Source organism: Cedecea selenatireducens (assembly GCF_042138895.1).
GTDB lineage: Bacteria > Pseudomonadota > Gammaproteobacteria > Enterobacterales > Enterobacteriaceae > Cedecea > Cedecea selenatireducens.
Genome location: NZ_JBHIKW010000001.1, coordinates 67,419 through 88,653, shown reverse-complemented (window position 1 = coordinate 88,653; position 21,235 = coordinate 67,419). Strand labels below are relative to the sequence as shown.

At 57.2% G+C, this 21,235-nt stretch carries 17 protein-coding genes and 1 riboswitch; of the genes, 11 read left to right on the top strand and 6 right to left on the bottom strand.

Annotation, left to right across the window (positions count from 1 at the left end; all coding sequences use genetic code 11):
• Positions 1-388 precede the first annotated feature (388 nt).
• The gene (locus ACE38U_RS00385) at positions 389-1,084 is read left to right on the top strand and encodes a gamma-glutamylcyclotransferase (RefSeq protein ID WP_038482410.1); all 696 of its coding nucleotides are present in this window, start codon (positions 389-391) and stop codon (positions 1,082-1,084) included.
• Positions 1,085-1,119: 35 nt separating this feature from the next.
• Here ACE38U_RS00385 and ACE38U_RS00380 read toward each other — a convergent pair whose 3' ends face one another.
• The 3 genes from ACE38U_RS00380 to ACE38U_RS00370 all read right to left on the bottom strand — a co-directional run bounded on the left by ACE38U_RS00380 (position 1,120) and on the right by ACE38U_RS00370 (position 3,835).
• Entirely contained in the window at positions 1,120-1,365 is a 246-nt protein-coding gene (locus ACE38U_RS00380; RefSeq protein WP_038482413.1) for a DUF1883 domain-containing protein, read from the bottom strand.
• Between the two features lie 221 nt (positions 1,366-1,586).
• Entirely contained in the window at positions 1,587-3,374 is a 1,788-nt protein-coding gene (locus ACE38U_RS00375; protein ID WP_375529125.1) for a methyl-accepting chemotaxis protein, read from the bottom strand.
• Between the two features lie 107 nt (positions 3,375-3,481).
• Positions 3,482-3,835 carry a DsrE/DsrF/TusD sulfur relay family protein gene (locus ACE38U_RS00370; RefSeq protein ID WP_176983046.1) on the bottom strand — a complete coding sequence of 118 codons (354 nt, stop codon included), beginning with the start codon at positions 3,833-3,835 and terminating at the stop codon, positions 3,482-3,484.
• 162 nt (positions 3,836-3,997) lie between these two features.
• Between ACE38U_RS00370 and ACE38U_RS00365 the strand changes: the two genes are divergently transcribed.
• A complete protein-coding gene (locus tag ACE38U_RS00365; RefSeq protein WP_038482419.1) occupies positions 3,998-5,398 on the top strand; it encodes a YchO/YchP family invasin in 1,401 nt (466 codons plus the stop codon).
• Positions 5,399-5,404: 6 nt separating this feature from the next.
• Here the strand turns inward: ACE38U_RS00365 and narL are convergent, their stop codons facing one another.
• Positions 5,405-6,055, bottom strand: a complete 651-nt coding sequence (gene narL / locus ACE38U_RS00360; protein ID WP_038482422.1) for a two-component system response regulator NarL — start codon at positions 6,053-6,055, stop codon at positions 5,405-5,407.
• A complete protein-coding gene (gene narX, locus ACE38U_RS00355; protein WP_375528939.1) occupies positions 6,052-7,845 on the bottom strand; it encodes a nitrate/nitrite two-component system sensor histidine kinase NarX in 1,794 nt (597 codons plus the stop codon). Before narX ends, narL begins: the two co-directional genes overlap by 4 nt.
• 309 nt (positions 7,846-8,154) lie before the next feature.
• Here narX and ACE38U_RS00350 point away from each other — a divergent pair, with 309 nt between their 5' ends.
• From ACE38U_RS00350 to crcB, 9 genes are all read left to right on the top strand, one after another.
• Positions 8,155-9,546, top strand: a complete 1,392-nt coding sequence (locus tag ACE38U_RS00350) for a NarK family nitrate/nitrite MFS transporter (RefSeq protein ID WP_375528938.1) — start codon at positions 8,155-8,157, stop codon at positions 9,544-9,546.
• A 345-nt stretch (positions 9,547-9,891) separates the two neighbouring features.
• Entirely contained in the window at positions 9,892-13,638 is a 3,747-nt protein-coding gene (locus ACE38U_RS00345) for a nitrate reductase subunit alpha (protein ID WP_038482432.1), read from the top strand.
• Positions 13,635-15,173: a nitrate reductase subunit beta gene (gene narH, locus ACE38U_RS00340; protein ID WP_176983050.1), complete on the top strand. Its 1,539-nt coding sequence runs from the start codon at positions 13,635-13,637 to the stop codon at positions 15,171-15,173. Before ACE38U_RS00345 ends, narH begins: the two co-directional genes overlap by 4 nt.
• Positions 15,170-15,874, top strand: a complete 705-nt coding sequence (gene narJ, locus ACE38U_RS00335) for a nitrate reductase molybdenum cofactor assembly chaperone (RefSeq protein ID WP_038482438.1) — start codon at positions 15,170-15,172, stop codon at positions 15,872-15,874. The genes narH and narJ overlap by 4 nt, the downstream gene beginning before the upstream one ends.
• On the top strand, positions 15,874-16,551 hold the full coding sequence (narI, locus tag ACE38U_RS00330) for a respiratory nitrate reductase subunit gamma (RefSeq protein WP_038482441.1): 678 nt from the start codon (positions 15,874-15,876) through the stop codon (positions 16,549-16,551). Before narJ ends, narI begins: the two co-directional genes overlap by 1 nt.
• Before the next feature lie 133 nt (positions 16,552-16,684).
• On the top strand, positions 16,685-17,026 hold the full coding sequence (locus tag ACE38U_RS00325) for a metalloregulator ArsR/SmtB family transcription factor (protein WP_038482444.1): 342 nt from the start codon (positions 16,685-16,687) through the stop codon (positions 17,024-17,026).
• Between the two features lie 69 nt (positions 17,027-17,095).
• Positions 17,096-18,385 (top strand): arsenic transporter, encoded by a 1,290-nt coding sequence (locus tag ACE38U_RS00320; protein ID WP_375529124.1) that lies wholly within the window; start codon positions 17,096-17,098, stop codon positions 18,383-18,385.
• 10 nt (positions 18,386-18,395) lie between these two features.
• Complete coding sequence (gene arsC / locus ACE38U_RS00315; protein ID WP_176983051.1) at positions 18,396-18,824, top strand: glutaredoxin-dependent arsenate reductase; 429 nt, start codon at positions 18,396-18,398, stop codon at positions 18,822-18,824.
• Between the two features lie 36 nt (positions 18,825-18,860).
• Positions 18,861-18,930, top strand: a riboswitch (Fluoride riboswitch).
• A gap of 97 nt (positions 18,931-19,027) precedes the next feature.
• Positions 19,028-19,405, top strand: coding sequence for a fluoride efflux transporter CrcB (gene crcB, locus ACE38U_RS00310; protein ID WP_038482453.1), 378 nt, complete (start codon positions 19,028-19,030; stop codon positions 19,403-19,405).
• Between the two features lie 44 nt (positions 19,406-19,449).
• Here crcB and arsA read toward each other — a convergent pair whose 3' ends face one another.
• Positions 19,450-21,219, bottom strand: coding sequence for an arsenical pump-driving ATPase (gene arsA, locus ACE38U_RS00305; protein ID WP_375528937.1), 1,770 nt, complete (start codon positions 21,217-21,219; stop codon positions 19,450-19,452).
• Positions 21,220-21,235 lie beyond the last annotated feature (16 nt).

Here is a 21,235-nt window from a genome sequence, read left to right as displayed (position 1 = left end):
ATGTTGATATAAATAATATAAAAGCAAACAAACCTGTGGAATAATGCTTTTTTATCTCCTTTATTCGCGCCAAAATATCACCCCAGCGGGAAATTCACCTGTGAGTTAAAAGTGGTTGAACAGAGCAATCTCCTTTATCTGAGGATGCTGAACAAAATAACCCTCCATTATGTGCGTCTTATTTATATGATTCCCGGCACCACACGCCAGTCTTGCAAGGAAAAATGACAATTTATCTGTTTTGTGATCGTCATCAAGCTTGCCAGCGCGCGGCGAATTGCTTATGGTCTTGATATGTTGCTCTATTAGTAAGCAAAAGTTGTCAATAAAAGCCGGGAAGGCGCAGCTTGTGTAGTCGCACGGAAGCAAGCAGTGGCGGAGGTGTATCGTGTTAACGCGTGATTTCTTAATGAAAGCGGATTGTAAGACGGCTTTTGGTGCCATTGAGGAATCGTTATTGTGGACCCCTGAGCAGCGCTCGGCTTCTCTTGCCGCGACGCTTGCTTGTCGCCCAGACCAAAGTCCGGTGTGGCTCTTTGGTTACGGTTCATTAATGTGGAACCCGGCTTTTGAATTTGAAGAGTCAGCCCCCGGCATGCTGGTGGGCTGGCATCGTGCATTTTGCCTGAGATTGACGGCGGGGCGAGGGACGGCTTGCCGACCGGGGCGTATGCTCGCGCTGAAAGAGGGTGGAAGAACCACCGGCCTTGCTTATCGGCTGCCGGAAGAGATTCTGGAAGATGAACTGACGCTTGTCTGGAAGCGAGAGATGATAACCGGGTGTTATTTGCCGACCTGGTGCAAGCTCGCACTGGATGACGGCCGCACGGTCAACGCGCTGGTGTTCATCATGGACCCGCGTCATCCGCTTTATGAGGCGGATACCAGGGCAGAAACCATCGCGCCGTTAATCGCTGCCGCGAGCGGCCCGCTGGGCACCAATGCACAGTATCTCTTTTCTCTCGAGCAGGAGATGAAAAAGCACGGTATGCAGGACGATCGTATGTCCGAGCTGGCAAACCAGGTTCGCGCCTGGCTTAGCGGGCATGAGGACGAAAGCGGGCTGCAGCCCGGTTTTGCATAGTCAGAAAATGGCCACCGGAAGGTGGCCTTCGTGTTTTATGCCGGAACGTAGCTGATGGAATGCTCAAGCGACTGAGTATGGCTGTCGATCAGCACTTTCCAGGTGCCGCTGTAGGGGACGGCAATATAGGCAGACTGGCGGTTTTGCAGGCTTAAAACGTCCGCCTCCGAGCCGCCGTGTTTGTCTGAGTCACACATCAAATGGATATGGCAGTTATTCGAACAGCGAACCACCACGGTATCGCCCCCAAAAAGTTTAAGACTGGCTTTTACAACTGGCATTTTTCACTCCACTCCCGCATTAAACATGGCCTGAGGCCCCCAAAGGTGCTGCACCGGTAAGTGATATTGTTCACAAATCACCCGAAGCATCACACCAGAGCGGCGGGCAGCAAATGCTGACGCTGATCAAAAAATGCCGTAACGATTCAACAATAATGACATTGTGCCTGAAACCTTTCAGCTAGCGGGCGTTTCGTTGGCAAACGCCCGTCGGCTCATCATTAAATCCGGAAATGCCCGGCGGTTTCCGCGAGTTCCCCAGCCTGACTTTGTAGCGCCCCGGCTGCGGCCGCAGATTCCACAACCAGCTCGGCATTCTGCTGCACCATGCCGTCGAGGTGGGTCACGGCGTGGTTAATTTCCTGAATGCCTTTCATCTGTTCATCGGTGGAGACGGTTATCTCACGCATGATGACCAGCACGCTCCCGACGCTCTGCTCAATCTCGTCCATGGCTTCTCCGGCCTGACGAACGTAAACCGAACCGTCGGCTACGCTGGCGGTAGTGGAGTCGATCAGGCTTTTAATTTCCTTCGCCGCCTGGGCACTGCGGCTGGCAAGATTGCGTACTTCTCCGGCAACGACGGCAAAACCGCGACCCTGCTCGCCGGCCCGGGCGGCCTCAACCGCGGCATTCAGCGCCAGGATGTTGGTCTGGAAGGCGATGCTGTCAATGACGCTGGTGATGTCGCCAATCTTGCCGGAGGCAAGCTCAATGGCCTGCATTGTGGTAATGACTTTTGAGACGACTTCGCCCCCGCGTTCGGCCGCTTCGCTGGCGCTGTGGGCCTGGGTGTTCGCCTGGGCGGCTGAAGCCGTAGAGTTTGCGACGGACGCGGTAATTTGCTCTACCGCGCTGGCCGTTTCCCGCAGGCTTGAGGCGGCCTGTTCGGTACGGGTGGAGAGATCCTGGTTACCCGCGGCTATTTCGTTTGCCGCCACCTTAACCGACGCGCTGGAGTCTCTGATCTGCATCATCACCACGCCCAGCTTGTCGCTGAACGCGTTGAAGGCGTGGGCGATTTCCGTGACCTCATCGTGGCCGGTTTCAGGTAAGCGCTGCGACAGATCGTTCGTGCCGTTGCTGATGGCTCGCATCCCATCCCGAATCGTGCCGAGGCGGCTCATCACTTTACCAATCAGAAGATGCACCACCGCGCCAGATATCAGCACCAGCACCAACAGGGCGAGGGCCGAAGCCTTCAGCAGCGAACGCATGCCGGAGGTGGCATCGCCTTCGTCCAGAGCGACGACGACATACCAATGTGTGCCGGCAATAGGCGTTGCCATCAGCTGCTTGGTTTGTTCGCCAATCGTGCCGGTGGCGCGATGGCTGACGCCAAGCAACTGAGTTAAATCAGCCTGTTTAACCGCCTCAGAAAAGGGCTTCAGCGTCAACGCGGGATCCTGACCGGCAATCAGCGTGCCGTCGCTATTGATCAACAATCCGCTACTGTTTGGGGTTGGATGAATACTGCGAACGTTAGCGATCACGCTGTCCATGGCGACATCACCGGCGACCACGGCTTTCAGGCTACCATCCTGTTTAATGGGCACGGCGAAGGTCACGACAAGCTTCCCGGTCCCGGCGTCCACGTACGGGGCGGTAACGACCGGAGCATCATCTTTTACGACCTGTTGATACCACGGGCGAACCGTAGGGTCGAAATCGGCCGGAACGCCGGTAGGGTCTGAGAATTTTGCGGTTTTATTGGCATAGCCAACGTAGATGTTGGTGAAGCCTCCGGCTTTTGCCATTTGGCTGAAGACGGGGATCGGGTCTTCGCTCAGCGCGGCGCTTTCCAGGGCGCTAATCATAGACATTTTTCCGCTGACCCAGTCGCTGATGGCAACGGAATGGCTAAGGCTGGTGCTGGTTAAGGTGTCGCTGATGGACTGCTGGTTATCGCGGCTGGTGACGGCGTAGTTAATAAAAGTGTTAAGACATAAGGCGGAGACCAGGCAAACTGCCGTGACTAAAAGAATGCGTGTACGAAGAGATCTAACCATCATTATTATCCTGCTGTGTTGTCCTAAGTAAAATATCGGCAACGTCTGCAGGTAACTTGATGGCGCGGGAGGGGATATAAGCAAATAATATTCCCGCGCCGAAATAATTAGAAGGTGAGGGTCTTATCCGAGGCTAAAGTCCATTCGGCGAGTTCAACCAGCGTGCCGATGGCGACGCCCTCGATGAGCGGCAGTTCGGTGATGCCGCGTCCGTCGGTGCAGGTTTTACAGAGCTTAACGGGCACGCCCTGCGCGGTGAGGATCTCGAGCATCTGCTGGATGTTGTAGCCTTCGGCGGGCTTCTGACCACGCAGGCCGGCGGTCACCGCGTCGGACATCAGGAATAGCTTCACTTCCGGCTGTGGTTCCTGGTCGCGCAGGGCAATGGCCAGCCGCAAACTGTTGAAAAGCGATTCGCTGCCGTAGGCCGCGCCGTTGGCGATAATGACTATCTTCTGCACTTGCTTCTCCTGGGTAATGACGATGAGCGAGGCGTCCAGTGTATCTCCCTGCGCCCTGAGTGGGTATGATTTATGCCCAGAAAAGCCGGATTACTCCTGGAGTCGCGTTCAGGCTATGTATGGGCCGGGTAAAGAGCAAAACCATTATGTTATAATTTACAAATGCGTAGATTTGCCGTTCCGCTTTTGACTTTGTGCTGCCTGCTCCCTCGTCCGGGAGGGGCAATGAGTACCTCAAATAACTTTGTTCAGGCTGCCCAAAACCCTTTCTCTTCCCCTTCAAATGACCTGCCGAACATGGGCCTTGCGCCAGAAACCGATGCCGCCGCGCGTAGAATTGCCGCGATGGCTAAGAAGTTTGGTGAAGACAGTATGGTGGATAACGGACTGGATGCCGGCGAGCAGGCGCAGCTTTTCGCTTTTACCAGCCTGCGGGATTTGTTAACCGACAAAGTCACCGACGAAGCCCAGGCTTTGCTTTCGCCCTGGGGGAAGGCCAGCTTCAATTTGCAGGTCGATCAGCATGGGAGCTGGAAGGGCAGCAGCGGCTCACTTTTCACGCCCTGGCAGGATAACAATCGCTACCTGACCTGGAGCCAGCTCGGGTTTAGCCAGCAGGAGAAGGGCGCGACAGGTAACCTGGGCGTAGGGCAGCGCTGGGTAGCCGGACGCTGGCTATTAGGGTACAACACCTTCTACGACAACCAGCTCACTACCCAACTGCAGCGCGCGGGTTTTGGGGCCGAAGCCTGGGGCGAATACCTGCGGCTTTCGGCCAATTATTATCAACCGCTGAGCGGCTGGCGCGGGCAAACTGAAACGCTCGAGCAGCGCCTGGCCCGGGGCTATGACGTCACGGCGCAGGCCTGGCTACCGTTTTACCGGCATATCAATACCAGCCTGAGCTTCGAACAGTATTTTGGTGACAACGTCACGCTTTTCGACAGCGATACCGGCTACCGAAATCCGCTGGCGGTGACGATGGGCATTAACTACACGCCGGTGCCGCTGATTACGTTAACGGCCCAGCATAAACAGGGGGAAAGCGGCACCGCGCAGGAGAATCTGGGGCTTAAGCTTAACTACCGCTTCGGTGTCCCGCTGCAAAAACAGCTCTCGGCAGATGAGGTGGCAACCACCAGCTCGCTGCGCGGCAGCCGCTACGATAACGTTGAGCGTGAGTCCGTGCCGGTGATGCAGTTCCGCCAGCGCAAAACGCTGTCCGTGTTCCTGGCCACGCCGCCGTGGCAGCCGCAGCCGGGAGAAACGGTATTGCTTAAGCTGCAGGTTAAAGCGACCTATGGTATCAGAAGCCTTTCATGGCAGGGCGATACGAAGGCGCTGAGCCTGACGCCGCCGGCTCAGGCGCGAAGCGCAGACGGCTGGAGCATTATTTTGCCAGCCTGGCAGGAAGGGGCCGCCAACGAATATCACCTTGCGGTCACCCTTGAGGACGAAAAGGGGCTGCGGGTAACCTCGAACGAGATCGTCCTCAAAACTGCCGCACCGCTGCTGATCAACCCGGAAAGCGACAAACGTTATTCTTTGCTGCCGGGCGATTAGGCCAGTTTAGAAAATGCGTTCCTGATGAACCCAAACTGCGGCTTCAACCCGGGATTTGAGCTTCATCTTCTTCAGCAAGTGTTTGACGTGCACCTTCACCGTGCTTTCGGTGATGTCCAGACGTCGGGCAATCATCTTGTTAGGCAACCCCTGGGCAATCAGCTTCAGAATGTCGCGCTCGCGCGGCGTAAGCTGATTCACGTCGCGGTCGGACGTTGAGCGGTTGGCCCGCAGGCTCGCTGCCAGGACGGGCGTTAGCGCTTCGCTGAGCACCATTTCTCCCGCCGCCGCCTGCTGCAAGGCCTTGAGCAGGTCTTCCGGCTCCATATCTTTCAGCAAATAGCCGTCCGCGCCGCGCTTAAGGGCGGTCACTACATCTTCTTCATGGTTAGAAACGCTGAACACCACAATCCGCCCTGAAAGCGCTTTTTCGCGCAGGCAGTCGAGCGTCTCAAGCCCGTTCATGCCCGGCATATTGAGATCGAGCAGGATCAGATCCGGGTCGAGAGATTCGGCAAGCTGCACGCCCTGCTCGCCGCTGCCGGCTTCACCGACCACGGCCAGCTCTGGCGCCATGCTTATCAGCTGCTTAACGCCGGTACGCATCATGGGATGATCGTCTATCAGCAAAATGGTTGCTGCTTCCTGATGGCTCATTCTTCGCTCCTTGTTACGGAAGAAAGCGGTGCTTCGGGGATAAAATTGACGACCACTTCGGTGCCACCGCAGGCGCGGGGGCGAACCTGGCAGTCACCCTGCAAGGTTTGTGCGCGGTCGCGCATGATAATAAGGCCGTAATGATTACTGCGCTCGCCGCTGCCGGAGATCCCCCGGCCGTTGTCCCACACTACCAGACGAACCTGATTCCCCTGGCGGGTGACGTTGATGCCGCAGGCGCTGGCGTCGGCGTGCTTTAAGCTGTTGTTCAACGCCTCGCGGGCAATCTGCACTAAATGGATCGCCTGATGGGAAGGGACGAGGCGCGGCGGGAGCTGGTAATCCAGCGTGACCGGGAAGCCAAGCTTGTCGCTGAACTCCTGGCAACTGGCTTCCAGCGCAGGCCGCAGGCCGGGCTCGGTCAGCTGCAGGCGGAACGTCGTCAGCAGCTCTCGCAGCTGCCGCCAGGAGGTATTCAGCTCGCCGCGAATTTGTTCCAGCAGCGTGCGGCTCTCTTCCGGCAGCGCTTCGCCCTGCATTTGCAGGCAGCTGACCTGCATTTTCATACAGGAGAGCGACTGGGCGATGGAGTCGTGCAGTTCCCTGGCGATGGCGGAGCGCTCCTCCATCACCACCAGCTGCTGCTGGTGCTCGTACTGGCGCTCCATGGCGAGCGTGGAGGTCAGCTGTTCCATCAGGGTGGCGATAAGCTGCTGCTGGTCTTCGGTCAGTATCTTGCCAAAAGGCAGCTGGGCCAGCACCAGGCCGTAATGAATATGGTTGTCCGTGAGCCGCCATTTCAGCGTCGTGGTTTCCTGCGGCAGCGCCGCACCGGCATCCGGGCAAAGCTGGCAGCCCTGGGCATCGCAGTGCGCATCCGGCTGGAAGGTATATTCCTGGTAATTCTCTTCATCTTCGTACTCATAAACCCGCAGCACGATGCCCAGCAGCGGCGTTAATACCTGTAGCTCGCTCAGAACGGGGGAGATTCGCTGGCACAGCGGGGCCTGAGCGTGGAGGCGGCGATTCGCCTCGTAGAGGAAAGAGAGCATCTGATTTTTTTGCTCAAGACCGGCGGTTTTCTCTCTGACCCGGCGTTCGAGCACGGCGTAGCTCTGGGCCAGCTCGCTGGACATGCTGTTCAGCGCTATTCCAAGCGTGGCCATTTCGTCGCGGCCACGAACGTTCACGCGCCGGGTGAAGTCCCGCTGGCCAATGGCCGTGGCCATCGCCAGCAGCTGACGCCACGGACGGAGTAACCTTTTGCGTAACCAAATCAGGGTAAAGACGATCAATAACCCGAGTAATACCGCCATACCCTGCTGCAGCAAAATAACGTGATGCAGGCGCATCTCCGTGGTGCGGTCAAAGGAGCTGACGAGTTCATCAATGCTGGCCACAAAATGGGCGACGGCGGGTTTTACCTGCTGCGGAGTTTGGGCGGCAATCAGCGCTGGCTCCAGCGTACTTCGCCAGTACTCCTGCAGCTGCCGGAGCCGTGCCTGCTGCCCGTCGCGCTCGGCGGCAAGGTGCAGATCGTTGCTCCACGTGGTTTCCTCCATTTCGCGAAGCAGCACCTTATCCTGCTCCGTCAGCGGAATTGCCGCCAGCAGGCGATAGCTCTGCATGCGCATCGAGCCCGTTTTATTGATCGCGTGGGCATTGCCCGAAATCCCCTGAGCCAGCCAGCCGGCAGCCGCCATTCCCGCCACGCTGATAATCGCCAGCAGCACGACGACCAGCGCCAGCTGATTGACCAGCGAAAGGGGAGAAAGCAGGCGTTTTAGCATTGGCGAACGGGCTCCTGGAGCGGTAAAGGTGACGAGTGGCGTTATTTTCAGTCAACACCTGGAGTATACCCATACCCACTAAGGATTACCCCTAAATTGCCAAAGGGGGCAGAGGGTTGGATTAACCCCGCCGCTGGCTCACTCAGGGATGTGATTAATCACGGTATTTTTACGCCAGAAGATTACTCACAAAGAATGAGGGGGCATTTTTGCGCGCCGGAGAGATAGATTATCCCTTGATTTACATCAACTAATCTCCACGCAGGAACCCTAAGGTTGCGGCATTTACTCACACGAAATGAGGTGTTTATGTCACAGTCTCCCGTTACCGAGAAGTCTTCGGGCGCACTGATTACCGACTGGCGGCCGGAAGATCCGCAGTTCTGGCAGCAAAAGGGCCATCGCATCGCCCGCCGCAACCTGTGGATTTCCGTTCCCAGCCTGCTGCTGGCCTTCTGCGTCTGGATGCTGTTCAGCGCGGTGGCGGTGAATCTGAATAAAGTCGGCTTTTCTTTTACCACCGACCAGCTGTTTATGCTCACGGCGTTACCTTCTGTTTCTGGTGCGCTGCTGCGCGTGCCGTATTCCTTCATGGTGCCGGTCTTTGGTGGTCGTCGCTGGACGGCGTTCAGCACGGGGATTTTGATTATTCCTTGCGTGTGGCTGGGCTTTGCCGTGCAGGACACCAGCACTTCGTTTAACACCTTCATTTGCATCTCGCTGCTGTGCGGCTTTGCCGGGGCGAACTTTGCTTCCAGCATGGCCAACATCAGCTTCTTCTTCCCGAAGGCAAAGCAGGGCGGCGCGCTGGGAATTAACGGCGGGCTGGGCAATATGGGCGTCAGCGTGATGCAGCTGGTGGCCCCGCTGGTCATCTCCCTGTCGATGTTTGCCGTTTTCGGCGGCAAAGGCGTTGAGCAGGGCGACGGCACCATGCTGTTCCTTGAAAATGCCGCGTGGATTTGGGTGCCGTTCCTGGCCGTTTTCACCCTGGCGGCCTGGTTCGGGATGAACGACCTTTCGGCGTCAAAAGCTTCCCTGCGTGAACAACTGCCGGTGCTTAAGCGTGGGCATCTTTGGGTTCTCGGCCTGCTGTATCTGGCGACCTTTGGCTCGTTTATCGGCTTTTCCGCCGGGTTCGCGATGCTGTCTAAAACCCAATTCCCGGACGTGAACATTCTGCACTTTGCCTTCTTTGGCCCACTGCTTGGCGCGCTGGCGCGTTCTGCCGGCGGGGCAATTTCTGACCGCCTGGGCGGCACGCGGGTCTCGCTGTATAACTTTATCCTGATGGCGATTTTCAGCGCGCTGCTGTTCACCACGCTGCCGACCAATGGCCAGGGCGGCAACTTTATCGCCTTCTTCGGCGTGTTCCTGATGCTGTTCCTGACGGCCGGGCTGGGCAGCGGCTCCACCTTCCAGATGATCTCGGTGATTTTCCGCAAGTTGACGATGGACAGAGTGAAAGCCGCCGGCGGCAGCGATGAAGTCGCCATGCGCGAGGCCGCGACGGATACTGCCGCAGCGCTGGGCTTTATCTCGGCTATTGGCGCGATTGGCGGATTCTTTATCCCTAAAGCCTTCGGCACCTCCCTGGCGCTCACCGGCTCACCGGCCGGGGCGATGAAGCTTTTCCTCGTCTTTTATATTGTGTGTGTGGTTATCACCTGGGCCGTTTACGGCCGTAAATCCACACGCTAACGCTTTAACCTTTGGGTTATCCCTTTGCGCGGCTTCGGTCGCGCTTTTTTTTGCCCGCAGCCATTTTAGGGCCGGGAGCTCGTCGTCTACCCCTTAATACCCTAACCGCGCATTTCTATAACCCCTCTACGGCAAGTACTGCCATTTTCATATTTATATTCAGTAAGTTATGGAAATCGCAGGGGTTACACTTTGGGGGTAGATGCCTGGGGCTACCAGAAAACCACACCAGGAGCAGTTGATCGCCATCAAAAATCCCACCCTTTCTAAGGGTTAACGTTTCGGGCATCAAGCAATGTCGATTTCACCAGAAGAGCCACCAGGCTCCACATCAGGAGTATCCCGATGAGCAAGTTCCTCGACCGGTTTCGTTACTTCAAGCAGAAGGGAGAAACCTTTGCCAATGGACATGGCCAACTACTCGATACCAACCGTGACTGGGAAGAAGGGTATCGCCAGCGTTGGCAGCATGACAAGGTTGTGCGTTCCACCCACGGTGTGAATTGCACCGGTTCCTGCAGCTGGAAGATTTATGTCAAAAGCGGCCTGGTAACCTGGGAAACCCAGCAAACTGACTACCCGCGTACCCGCCCGGATATGCCTAACCACGAGCCTCGCGGCTGCCCGCGCGGCGCAAGCTATTCCTGGTATCTCTACAGCGCCAACCGCCTGAAATACCCGCAGATGCGTAAACGCCTGATCAAGCTGTGGCGTGAAGCGAAAACGCAGCATAACGATCCGGTCGACGCCTGGGCATCTATCATTAACGATCCTGAAAAAGCAAAAAGCTACAAACAGGCCCGTGGGCGCGGAGGATTTGTTCGTTCAAGCTGGGAAGAGGTTAACGAGCTGATTGCTGCCGCGAACGTCTACACCGCAAAAACCTACGGCCCGGACCGCATCACAGGCTTCTCGCCGATCCCTGCTATGTCGATGGTTTCTTACGCCGCGGGCACCCGTTACCTGTCGCTTATCGGCGGCACCTGCATGAGCTTCTACGACTGGTACTGCGACCTGCCGCCTGCGTCTCCGCAGACCTGGGGCGAACAGACTGACGTGCCTGAGTCTGCTGACTGGTACAACGCTGGCTACATCATTGCCTGGGGCTCCAACGTCCCGCAGACGCGTACCCCGGACGCCCACTTCTTCACCGAAGTTCGCTACAAAGGCACCAAGACCGTTGCCGTGACGCCGGACTATGCGGAAATCTCCAAGCTGTGCGACCAGTGGCTGGCGCCGAAGCAGGGGACGGATGCCGCGATGGCGATGGCGATGGGCCACGTCATGCTGCGCGAGTTCCACCTCGACAACCCTAGCCAGTACTTCACCGACTACGTTCGTCGCTACACCGATATGCCGATGCTGGTGACGCTGGAAGAGCGCGATGGATTCTATGCGCCAGCGAATTTGCTGCGTGCGGCAGACCTGGTCGACAGTCTTGGCCAGGAAAATAATCCGCAGTGGAAAACCGTTGCGCTGGCCGACCAGAGCGGTGAGCTGGTTGCGCCAAACGGATCCATCGGCTTCCGCTGGGGCGAAAAAGGCAAGTGGAACCTCGAGCAGCGCGACGGCAGCACCGGGGAAGAAACCGCGCTGCGCCTGAGCCTGCTGGGCAGCCACGATGAAGTTGCCGAGGTAGGCTTCCCGTACTTTGGCGGTGAAAGCACCGAGCATTTCGACAACGTCAAACTTAAAGACGTGCTGCTGCATAAACTGCCGGTTAAACGCCTGCAGCTGGCGGACGGCTCAAGCGTGCTGGTGGCAACGGTTTACGATCTCACCCTGGCGAACTACGGCCTGGATCGCGGCCTGAACGATGAAAACTGCGCCAGCAGCTACGACGAAATGAAGGCCTACACGCCGGCATGGGCCGAGCAGATTACCGGCGTACCTCGCCAGGATATCGTGCGGATTGCCCGTGAGTTTGCTGATAACGCAGACAAAACCCACGGCCGCTCGATGATTATCGTCGGTGCAGGGGTGAACCACTGGTTCCACATGGATATGGCCTATCGTGGGCTTATCAACATGCTTATCTTCTGCGGCAGCATCGGGCAGAGCGGCGGCGGCTGGGGCCACTACGTTGGTCAGGAAAAGCTGCGCCCGCAGACCGGCTGGATGCCGCTGGCATTCGCCCTCGACTGGCAGCGCCCGCCGCGCCACATGAACAGCACCTCCTACTTCTATAACCACTCCAGCCAGTGGCGCTATGAGACGGTCACGGCGGACGAATTCCTGTCGCCGCTGGCGGATAAATCCCGCTATACCGGCCACCTGATTGACTTCAACGTTCGCGCCGAACGTATGGGCTGGCTGCCTTCTGCGCCGCAGCTTGGGACCAATCCGCTGCGCATTGCTGACCGGGCGAAAGAGGCCGGGATGTCGCCGGTAGATTACACCGTCGATCAGCTTAAATCTGGCGGCATTCGTTTTGCGGCAGAGCAGCCGGACTCCGGCTATAACCACCCGCGCAATATGTTTATCTGGCGCTCCAACCTGCTGGGTTCTTCCGGGAAGGGGCATGAGTTCATGCTCAAATACCTGCTGGGCACCGAGCACGGTATTCAGGGCAAAGACCTGGGCCAGGAAGGCGGGCTGATGCCGGAAGAGGTCGAATGGGTCGATAACGGCCTGGACGGCAAGCTGGATCTGGTGGTTACCCTGGACTTCCGCCTGTCGAGCACCTGTTTGTATTCCGACATCGTGCTGCCGACCGCCACCTGGTATGAGAAAGAGGATCTGAATACCTCGGATATGCATCCGTTTATTCACCCGTTCTCCGCCGCCGTGGATCCTTGCTGGGAGTCGAAGAGCGACTGGGAAATCTACAAAGGGATCGCGAAGAAATTCTCTGAAGTTTGCGTCGGCCACCTCGGGAAAGAAACCGATGTTGTGACGCTGCCGATACAGCATGATTCCGCCGCCGAACTGGCTCAGCCGTACGGCGTCATGGACTGGAAGAAAGGCGAATGCGACCTGATCCCAGGCAAAACCGCGCCGCACATTATTGCCGTTGAGCGTGACTATCCGTCGACGTATGAACGCTTTACCTCCGTGGGGCCGCTGCTGGAAAAAATGGGCAACGGCGGGAAAGGCATCAGCTGGAACACCGAGAAAGAAGTCGAGTTCCTGCGCAAGCTCAATTACGTGAAGACCGACGGCCCGGCCAAAGGCCAGCCGATGATCAACACGGCGATTGACGCTGCCGAAATGGTGCTTAGCCTTGCGCCTGAAACCAACGGCCAGGTGGCGGTGAAAGCCTGGGCCGCGCTCGGGGAATTTACCGGCCGCGACCACACGCACCTCGCGCGACCAAAAGAAGAAGAGAAGATTCGCTTCCGCGATATTCAGGTTCAGCCGCGCAAAATCATCTCAAGCCCGACCTGGTCCGGCCTGGAAGATGAGCATGTGTCCTACAACGCCGGGTATACCAACGTTCATGAGCTGATCCCGTGGCGTACCCTGTCCGGCCGCCAGCAGCTGTATCAGGATCACCAGTGGATGCGAGACTTTGGCGAGAGCCTGGTGGTGTACCGCCCGCCAATTGATACCCGTTCCGTGGACGGCATGATGGGCCACAAGTCCAACGGCAACCCGGAAAAAGCGCTTAACTTCCTGACGCCGCACCAGAAGTGGGGCATCCACTCTACCTACAGCGACAACCTGTTGATGCTGACGCTGGGGCGCGGGGGGCCGATCATCTGGCTGTGCGAAGCCGATGCGAAAGAGATAGGTATTGCCGATAACGACTGGGTTGAAGTGTTTAACAAAAACGGCGCGCTGACGGCGCGGGCGGTGGTGAGCCAGCGCGTCCCGGCCGGGATGACCATGATGTACCACGCGCAGGAACGCATCATGAACCTGCCGGGCTCTGAAATTACCGGCCAGCGCGGCGGTATTCATAACTCGGTCACCCGTATCACGCTGAAGCCGACCCATATGATTGGGGGCTACGCGCAGCTGGCTTACAGCTTTAACTATTACGGTACGGTCGGTTCTAACCGCGATGAATTCGTGGTGGTTCGGAAGATGAAAGACATTAACTGGTTAGACGGCGAAGGCAATGACCAGGTACAGGAGAGCGTAAAATGAAAATTCGTTCACAAATTGGCATGGTGCTGAATCTGGATAAATGCATCGGCTGCCATACCTGCTCGGTGACCTGCAAAAACGTCTGGACCAGCCGTGAAGGAACGGAATACGCGTGGTTTAACAACGTGGAAACCAAACCGGGCCTCGGCTACCCGAACGACTGGGAAAACCAGGAAAAATGGAAGGGCGGCTGGATCCGCAAAATTAACGGCAAGCTGCAGCCTCGCATGGGGAACCGCGCGATGCTGCTGGGTAAAATCTTTGCTAACCCGCATTTACCGGGCATTGATGATTATTACGAGCCGTTCGACTACGACTACCAGAACCTGCACACCGCGCCGGAAGGCAGCAAAGCGCAGCCGGTGGCTCGCCCTCGCTCGCTGATTACCGGCAAGCGAATGAACAAAATCGAAGCGGGCCCGAACTGGGAAGAGCTGCTTGGCGGAGAATTTGAAAAACGCGCGCAGGACCAGAACTTCGTCAACATGCAAAAGGCGATGTACGGCCAGTTCGAAAACACCTTCATGATGTACCTGCCGCGCCTGTGCGAGCACTGCCTGAACCCGGCCTGCGTGGCGACCTGCCCGAGCGGGGCTATCTACAAGCGTGAGGAAGACGGGATTGTCCTGATTGACCAGGATAAATGCCGTGGCTGGCGGATGTGTATCACCGGCTGCCCGTACAAAAAAATCTACTTCAACTGGAAAAGCGGCAAGTCAGAGAAGTGCATCTTCTGCTACCCGCGCATTGAAGCCGGGATGCCAACGGTATGTTCCGAAACCTGCGTAGGGCGTATTCGCTACCTCGGCGTGCTGCTGTATGACGCCGATGCGATTGAGCAGGCGGCAAGCACGGAAAACGAGAAAGACCTGTATCAGCGTCAGCTGGACGTGTTCCTCGATCCGAACGATCCGGCGGTCATTGAGCAGGCGCTGAAAGACGGCATTCCTCAGGGCGTGATCGCGGCTGCGCAGCAGTCTCCGGTTTACAAAATGGCGATGGACTGGAAGCTGGCGCTGCCGCTGCACCCGGAATATCGCACGTTGCCGATGGTCTGGTATGTGCCGCCGCTGTCGCCGATTCAGTCCGCAAGCGATGCTGGCCAGCTGCCGCATACCGGTATTTTGCCTGACGTCGAAAGCCTGCGTATTCCGGTTGAGTACTTAGCCAACCTGCTGACCGCCGGGGACACGGCACCGGTACTGCTGGCGCTGAAACGCATGATGGCGATGCGTCACTACAAACGTGCCGAAACGGTTGAAGGCGTTGTGGATACCCGCGCGCTGGAAGAAGTGGGATTAACCGAAGCTCAGGCTCAGGAGATGTACCGTTACCTGGCTATCGCGAACTACGAAGATCGCTTTGTGGTGCCGACCAGCCACCGCGAGCTTGCGGCAGAGACCTTCCCTGAGCACAGCGGCTGCGGCTTTAGCTTCGGCGACGGCTGCCACGGGAGCGACACTAAATTCAATCTGTTCAACAGCCGCCGGATTGACGCTATCGACGTCTCAAGCAAAACGGAGCCGCACCCATGATTGAATTGCTGATTATCTCCCGCCTGCTGGAGTATCCGGACTCTGCCCTGTGGCAGCATCACCAGGAACTTCATGAAGCCCTTGCGCAGAGCGAAACATTGACGGGCGAGCAGCGTGTCGCCCTGAAAGGATTCATCGATTCGCTGTGCCGCCGTGAGCTGCTGGATGCGCAATCAAGCTACAGCGAACTGTTCGATCGCGGCCGGGCAACGTCGCTGCTGCTGTTCGAACACGTTCACGGTGAATCGCGCGATCGTGGTCAGGCGATGGTTAACCTGATGAACCAGTATCAGCAGGCGGGGCTGGAAATAGACAGCCACGAGCTGCCGGACCATCTGCCGCTGTACCTGGAATATCTGTCCCAGCGCACGCGGGCAGAAGCACAGGGCGGGCTGCAGGACATCGCGCCAATCCTTGCCCTGCTCAGCGCCCGTCTGAAGCAGCGTGAAAGCGACTATGCGCTGCTGTTCGACCTGCTGATTGCCCTTTCTGAAAGCAGCGTCAGCGTGGAGACCGTCCGCCAGCAGATTGCTAATGAAGCACGTGATGACACCCCGCAGGCGCTGGACGCAGTGTGGGAAGAGGAGCAGGTGAAATTTATGGCCGATGACAGCTGTGGAGAGACTGAAATTACCGCGCACCAGCGTCGTTTTGCCGGGGCGGTGGCTCCGCAGTACCTGAATATAGCAGGAGGGAAATAATGCATTTTCTCAACGTCTTCTTCTTTGATATCTATCCGTACCTTTGCGGCGCCGTTTTCCTCATTGGCAGCTGGCTTCGCTATGACTACGGGCAGTACACCTGGCGGGCAGCTTCCAGCCAGATGCTGGATCGCAAAGGCATGAATCTGGCTTCAAACCTGTTTCACCTTGGGATTCTCGGTATTTTTGCCGGGCACTTCCTCGGTATGCTGACGCCGCACTGGATGTACGAGTCGTTTTTACCGCTGGAAATTAAACAGAAAATGGCCATGTTTGCTGGCGGTGCCAGCGGCGTGATGACGCTGGTGGGCGGCCTGCTGCTGCTGAAGCGCCGCCTGTTCAGCCCGCGCATTCGTGCCACCACCACCGGGGCCGATATTCTGATCCTGAGCCTGCTGATGGTCCAGTGCGCGCTGGGTCTGGGCACCATTCCGTTCTCCGCTCAGCATATGGACGGCAGCGAAATGATGAAACTGGTGAACTGGGCGCAGCACGTGGTGACCTTCCGCGGCGGTGCTTCGGAGTACCTGGACGGCGTGGCGTTTATCTTCCGTGTGCACCTGGTGCTGGGAATGACGCTGTTCCTGCTGTTCCCGTTCTCCCGCCTGGTGCATATCTGGAGCGCGCCGGTAGAGTACCTGACGCGCAAATACCAGATTGTTCGCGCCCGCCGCTAGTCCTTCTGCATCATCTTAAGCCCGGTTCATGCCGGGCTTTTTTTACAGAAAACAAATTCGTTTTTTCGAATATGTATATTGACTTTATCGGCCTGAGTTTTACTATGGCGGAGTTCATTCACAGGACTCAATCATGACTGCGTTAACGCCATTACAGCTTTTTAAACACCTTTCTGAAGAGACCCGGCTTTCAATCACCCTGCTGCTTAGGGCGAAAAGCGAGCTTTGCGTCTGTGAGCTGACCGCCGTGCTGGATCAGCCGCAGCCTAAAGTTTCCCGACATCTGGCTATGCTGCGCGAGGGCGGTTTGCTGCAGGACAGAAGAGAGGGGAAATGGATTTACTACCGACTCTCGCCCCATATGCCTGCGTGGGCGGCGGCGGTCATTGAGCAAGCCTGGCAAAGCCAGGGGCATGAAATGCTGGAACGTTTGAAACGCATAGAAGCGAGCGGGTCGATGACGCTTTGTCAGTAAAAAAATTTAACTAAACACATTCGTTTTTTCGCATATGAATTTTGCAATGTTAATGGGGACTGAGTGCATATGTTTTTAGCAGGGGCAATATTTCTTCTCACCATTGTGCTGGTTATCTGGCAGCCGCGCGGGCTGGGAATAGGCTGGAGCGCGATGCTGGGGGCCGGGCTGGCGTTAGCAACCGGCGTGGTTCAGGTGGCCGATATTTCCGTCGTGTGGGCGATCGTCTGGAACGCTACCGCGACGTTTATCGCGGTGATTATTATCAGTCTGCTGCTGGACGAGTCGGGCTTTTTTGAATGGGCGGCGCTGCACGTTGCCCGCTGGGGAAAAGGGCATGGGCGGCTGCTGTTTACCTGGATTGTGCTGCTTGGCGCAACCGTGGCGGCGCTGTTTGCGAATGACGGCGCGGCGCTTATTCTGACGCCGATTGTTATCGCCATGCTGCTGGCGCTGGGTTTCAGCCCTGGCGCTACGCTGGCGTTTGTGATGGCCGCGGGTTTTATCGCCGACACCGCAAGCCTGCCGCTGATCGTCTCAAACCTGGTCAACATCGTCTCCGCCGACTTCTTCCAGATTGGGTTCAGCGAATACGCATCGGTGATGGTGCCGGTCAATCTCGCGGCGATAGCGGCGACGCTTGCCATGCTGCATCTGTTTTTCCGCAAAGATATTCCACGGGTCTACGACCTTGGGCTGCTGAAAACGCCGGCCAGCGCCATCAAAGATCCGGCTACGTTTAAGGCGGGTTGGATCGTACTTGTGCTGTTGCTGGTGGGTTTTTTTGCCCTGGAGCCGCTGGGGATCCCGGTCAGCGCGATTGCCGCAGTAGGGGCTCTGATTTTGCTGGCGGTGGCGAAAAAAGGGCATGCGATTAATACCGGTAAGGTTCTGCGCGGAGCGCCCTGGCAGATTGTTGTTTTCTCGCTGGGGATGTACCTGGTGGTTTATGGCCTGCGTAATGCAGGTTTGACGGGGCAGCTTTCCGGCGTCCTGAGCACCCTGGCCGGGCAGGGACTGTGGACGGCGACGCTGGGCACGGGTTTTATCACGGCGTTCCTGTCGTCCGTGATGAACAATATGCCCACGGTGCTGGTCGGGGCCTTATCCATTGAGGGCAGCAGCGCGGGCGGCGTTATCAAAGAGGCGATGATTTACGCCAACGTTATCGGCTGCGATCTTGGCCCTAAAATCACGCCGATCGGCAGTCTGGCTACGCTGCTGTGGCTGCACGTTCTTGCCCGGAAAAAGCTGACTATCGGCTGGGGCTACTACTTCCGCACCGGTATTGTGATGACCATTCCAGTGCTGCTGGTGACGCTGGCCGCGCTTGCCATGCGTCTCTCTTTCTCTCACTGAGCCAACGACTATGAGCAAAATTACCCTTTACCACAATCCTGACTGCGGCACTTCCCGTAACACGCTGGCCATGATCCGCAACAGCGGCACGGAGCCCACGATTATCTATTACCTGGAAACGCCTCCGTCCCGCGAGGAACTTGCCGGGCTGCTTGCCGACATGGCGATTAGCGCCCGCGATCTGCTGCGTAAAAATGTTGAGCCATATGAGAAGTTAGGGCTTGAGGAAGAGAAATTCAGCGACGAGCAGCTGATCGACTTTATGGTGCAGTACCCGCTGTTAATTAACCGGCCGATTGTGGTGACTGAGCGGGGGACGAGACTTTGCCGCCCTTCGGAACGCGTGCTGGATATTCTGCCTGAAGTGCAGCAGGGCGCGTTCAGCAAAGAGGACGGCGAGCAGGTAGTGGATGTGCGCGGCCAGCGGCTGAAACCATAAAACCCGCTTGAAACCGAAAAAGGAAAGGGTAGAATGCCTTCGCAAGGTGATGGCGTTCCACCTTCCCCAACCGCCTCGTTCGGAGGCTGATGACGCCTGGTATGACTCTTTTAATCCAAGAGGCATGTCAGGCTGGTCAACGTTTACCCCCCCGGCTCTGCATGCTTCCCTGACCGTATCGATAAGATAGTTTTGAGGAAAATATGGTTAAACCACTTTTTGCAGTTATTGTTGGTGGCTCGGCGGGGTGCGTTATTCGCTGGCTGCTTGCGTTACGTCTTAACGGCCTTTTTCCTCAGTTGCCTCTCGGCACGCTGACGGTCAACCTGCTGGCCGGGTTGATCATTGGCGGCGCGCTGGCTTTCTTTCTGCGCCAGCCGCAGCTTGATCCCACCTGGAAGCTGCTGATAACCACCGGCCTGTGCGGCGGAATGAGCACCTTCTCAACCTTTTCCGTTGAGCTATTTTCGCTGCTGCAGGGCGGAAATTATGTCTGGGCGATGGCGTCCGTCTTTGCCCACGTGTTTGGCTCGCTTCTGATGACGGCGGTGGGCTTTTTTGTGATAAATGCCGTGATGTAAAAAATACGGACTCAGGCTGCCTGAGTCCGTTCTTCCTTATCAGGTTAGTTCTGGCCGGTTAGCTTCTTCAGCCGTTCAATGCCGACAGGCTCCTCATGCTGAAGCGGCGTAAGGGCGATGCGCCTCGCATGAACGTTTTGGATTTCCTGAATAATCGGCCTTTCCCTTTCGGCCCGGGCCTCGAGCAGCGGCGAAGTAGGCTGCGCGGCGGCAATACTGTTATTAATCACCCATGCCCAGGGTTCAATCTCCGCTCGCCGCAGATCGTCCTGCAGGTTAGCGGCCTCCAGCATCGGCGTGGTTTCCGCCAGCGTGACTATAATCACCTTCGTTTGCTCAGGATCTCGCAGTTGCATCATCGGGGTGAGATATCGCTCTTCGGTGCTGCCCATCTGGCGAACCATCTCTTTGTGATAGTTACCTGAGGCGTCCAGCAGCAAAAGCGTGTGCCCGGTCGGAGCGGTATCCATAATAACGAACCGATCGTTCGCCTCTTTAATGACGCGAGAGAAAGCCTGGAATACCGCAATTTCCTCGGTACACGGGGAGCGAAGGTCCTCTTCTAACACGGCGCGTCCTGCTTCATCGAGATCTTTGCCCTGGTTGTCCATCACAAAGCGGCGATAACGCTCGGTTTCTGCTTTAGGATCGATTCTGCTGACCGTGAGGCCGGGCATCGCATCCGCAAGGGTATAAGAAAGATGCGCGGCCGGATCGGAGGTCGTCAGATGTACGCTGTGCCCCCGGCTTGCCAGCGAGACGGCAAGCGCGGCGGCAAGAGTGGTTTTTCCTACGCCACCTTTACCCATCGTCATTACCAGGCCTTTCCCGGCGAGGCTTAATTCGTCTACTAAAGTAGACAGCGGAGGCAGGGCGAGATCGTTCGGGAGAACCGCCGCGTTAAAACCGGCGATCTTCTCTTCCTCTGGATTCAGTAATGCCCTTAGCGCACCCACCCCAACCAGGTTAAACGACTTCAGCGGCAGCTTAGTTTGTGGCAGAGACATCAGGTTTGCAGGCATTTCGCTCAGGGCTTTTTCTTCTCGCGCCAGAATGCTTTGCGCCAGCGGGTCGTGCTCAGATGATCGAGGCGTGAGAACGCCGTTGATGGCGAGATGCTGGTGCTTTAAGCCCAGGTGATAAAGCTCGTCGTGGGTATGTGAAACTTCTTTTAACGTTGAGGTCTGTGCGCGGGCGACTAACACCAGACGAGTCAAATTTTCATCCGCCAGGGCGGTGACAGCATCTGCATACTGATGCTGCTGTTTTTCAAGGCCCACCAGCGGGCCAAGGTTTGCCGCCGCGTCCGGGTTGGCCTCCAGATAACCGCTCCATGCGCCCGGCAGTTCGAGCATGCGGATTGTGTGCCCGGTTGGCGCCGTGTCGAAAACAATGTGCTGGTATTTCTCGCGCAATATTTCGCTGGTCAATAGCGCGGTGAACTCGTCAAAAGCGGCAATTTCGGTCGTGCAGGAGCCTGAAAGCTGCTCTTCTATGCTGCGCACAACCTCTGCCGGCATCTGGTCTCGTACCGGATTAAGGACCCTGTCGCGATAGGCCTGTGCGGCCGCGAGCGGGTCGACTTCCATCGCATCAAGGCCCGGCGCTTGTGCCACGGCAACGATTCGATGTCCGATCTGCTGATTGAACACCTGACCCACGTTTGAAGCCGGATCGGTACTTACCAGCAGCGTGCGTTTGCCGCTGTCGGCAAGCCGGACGGCGGTAGCGCAGGCCAGCGAAGTTTTGCCCACGCCGCCTTTGCCGGTAAAGAAAATAAACTGGGGTATGTCGATTAAGAAAGACATTGGCATGATTTGCTCCTGAAAT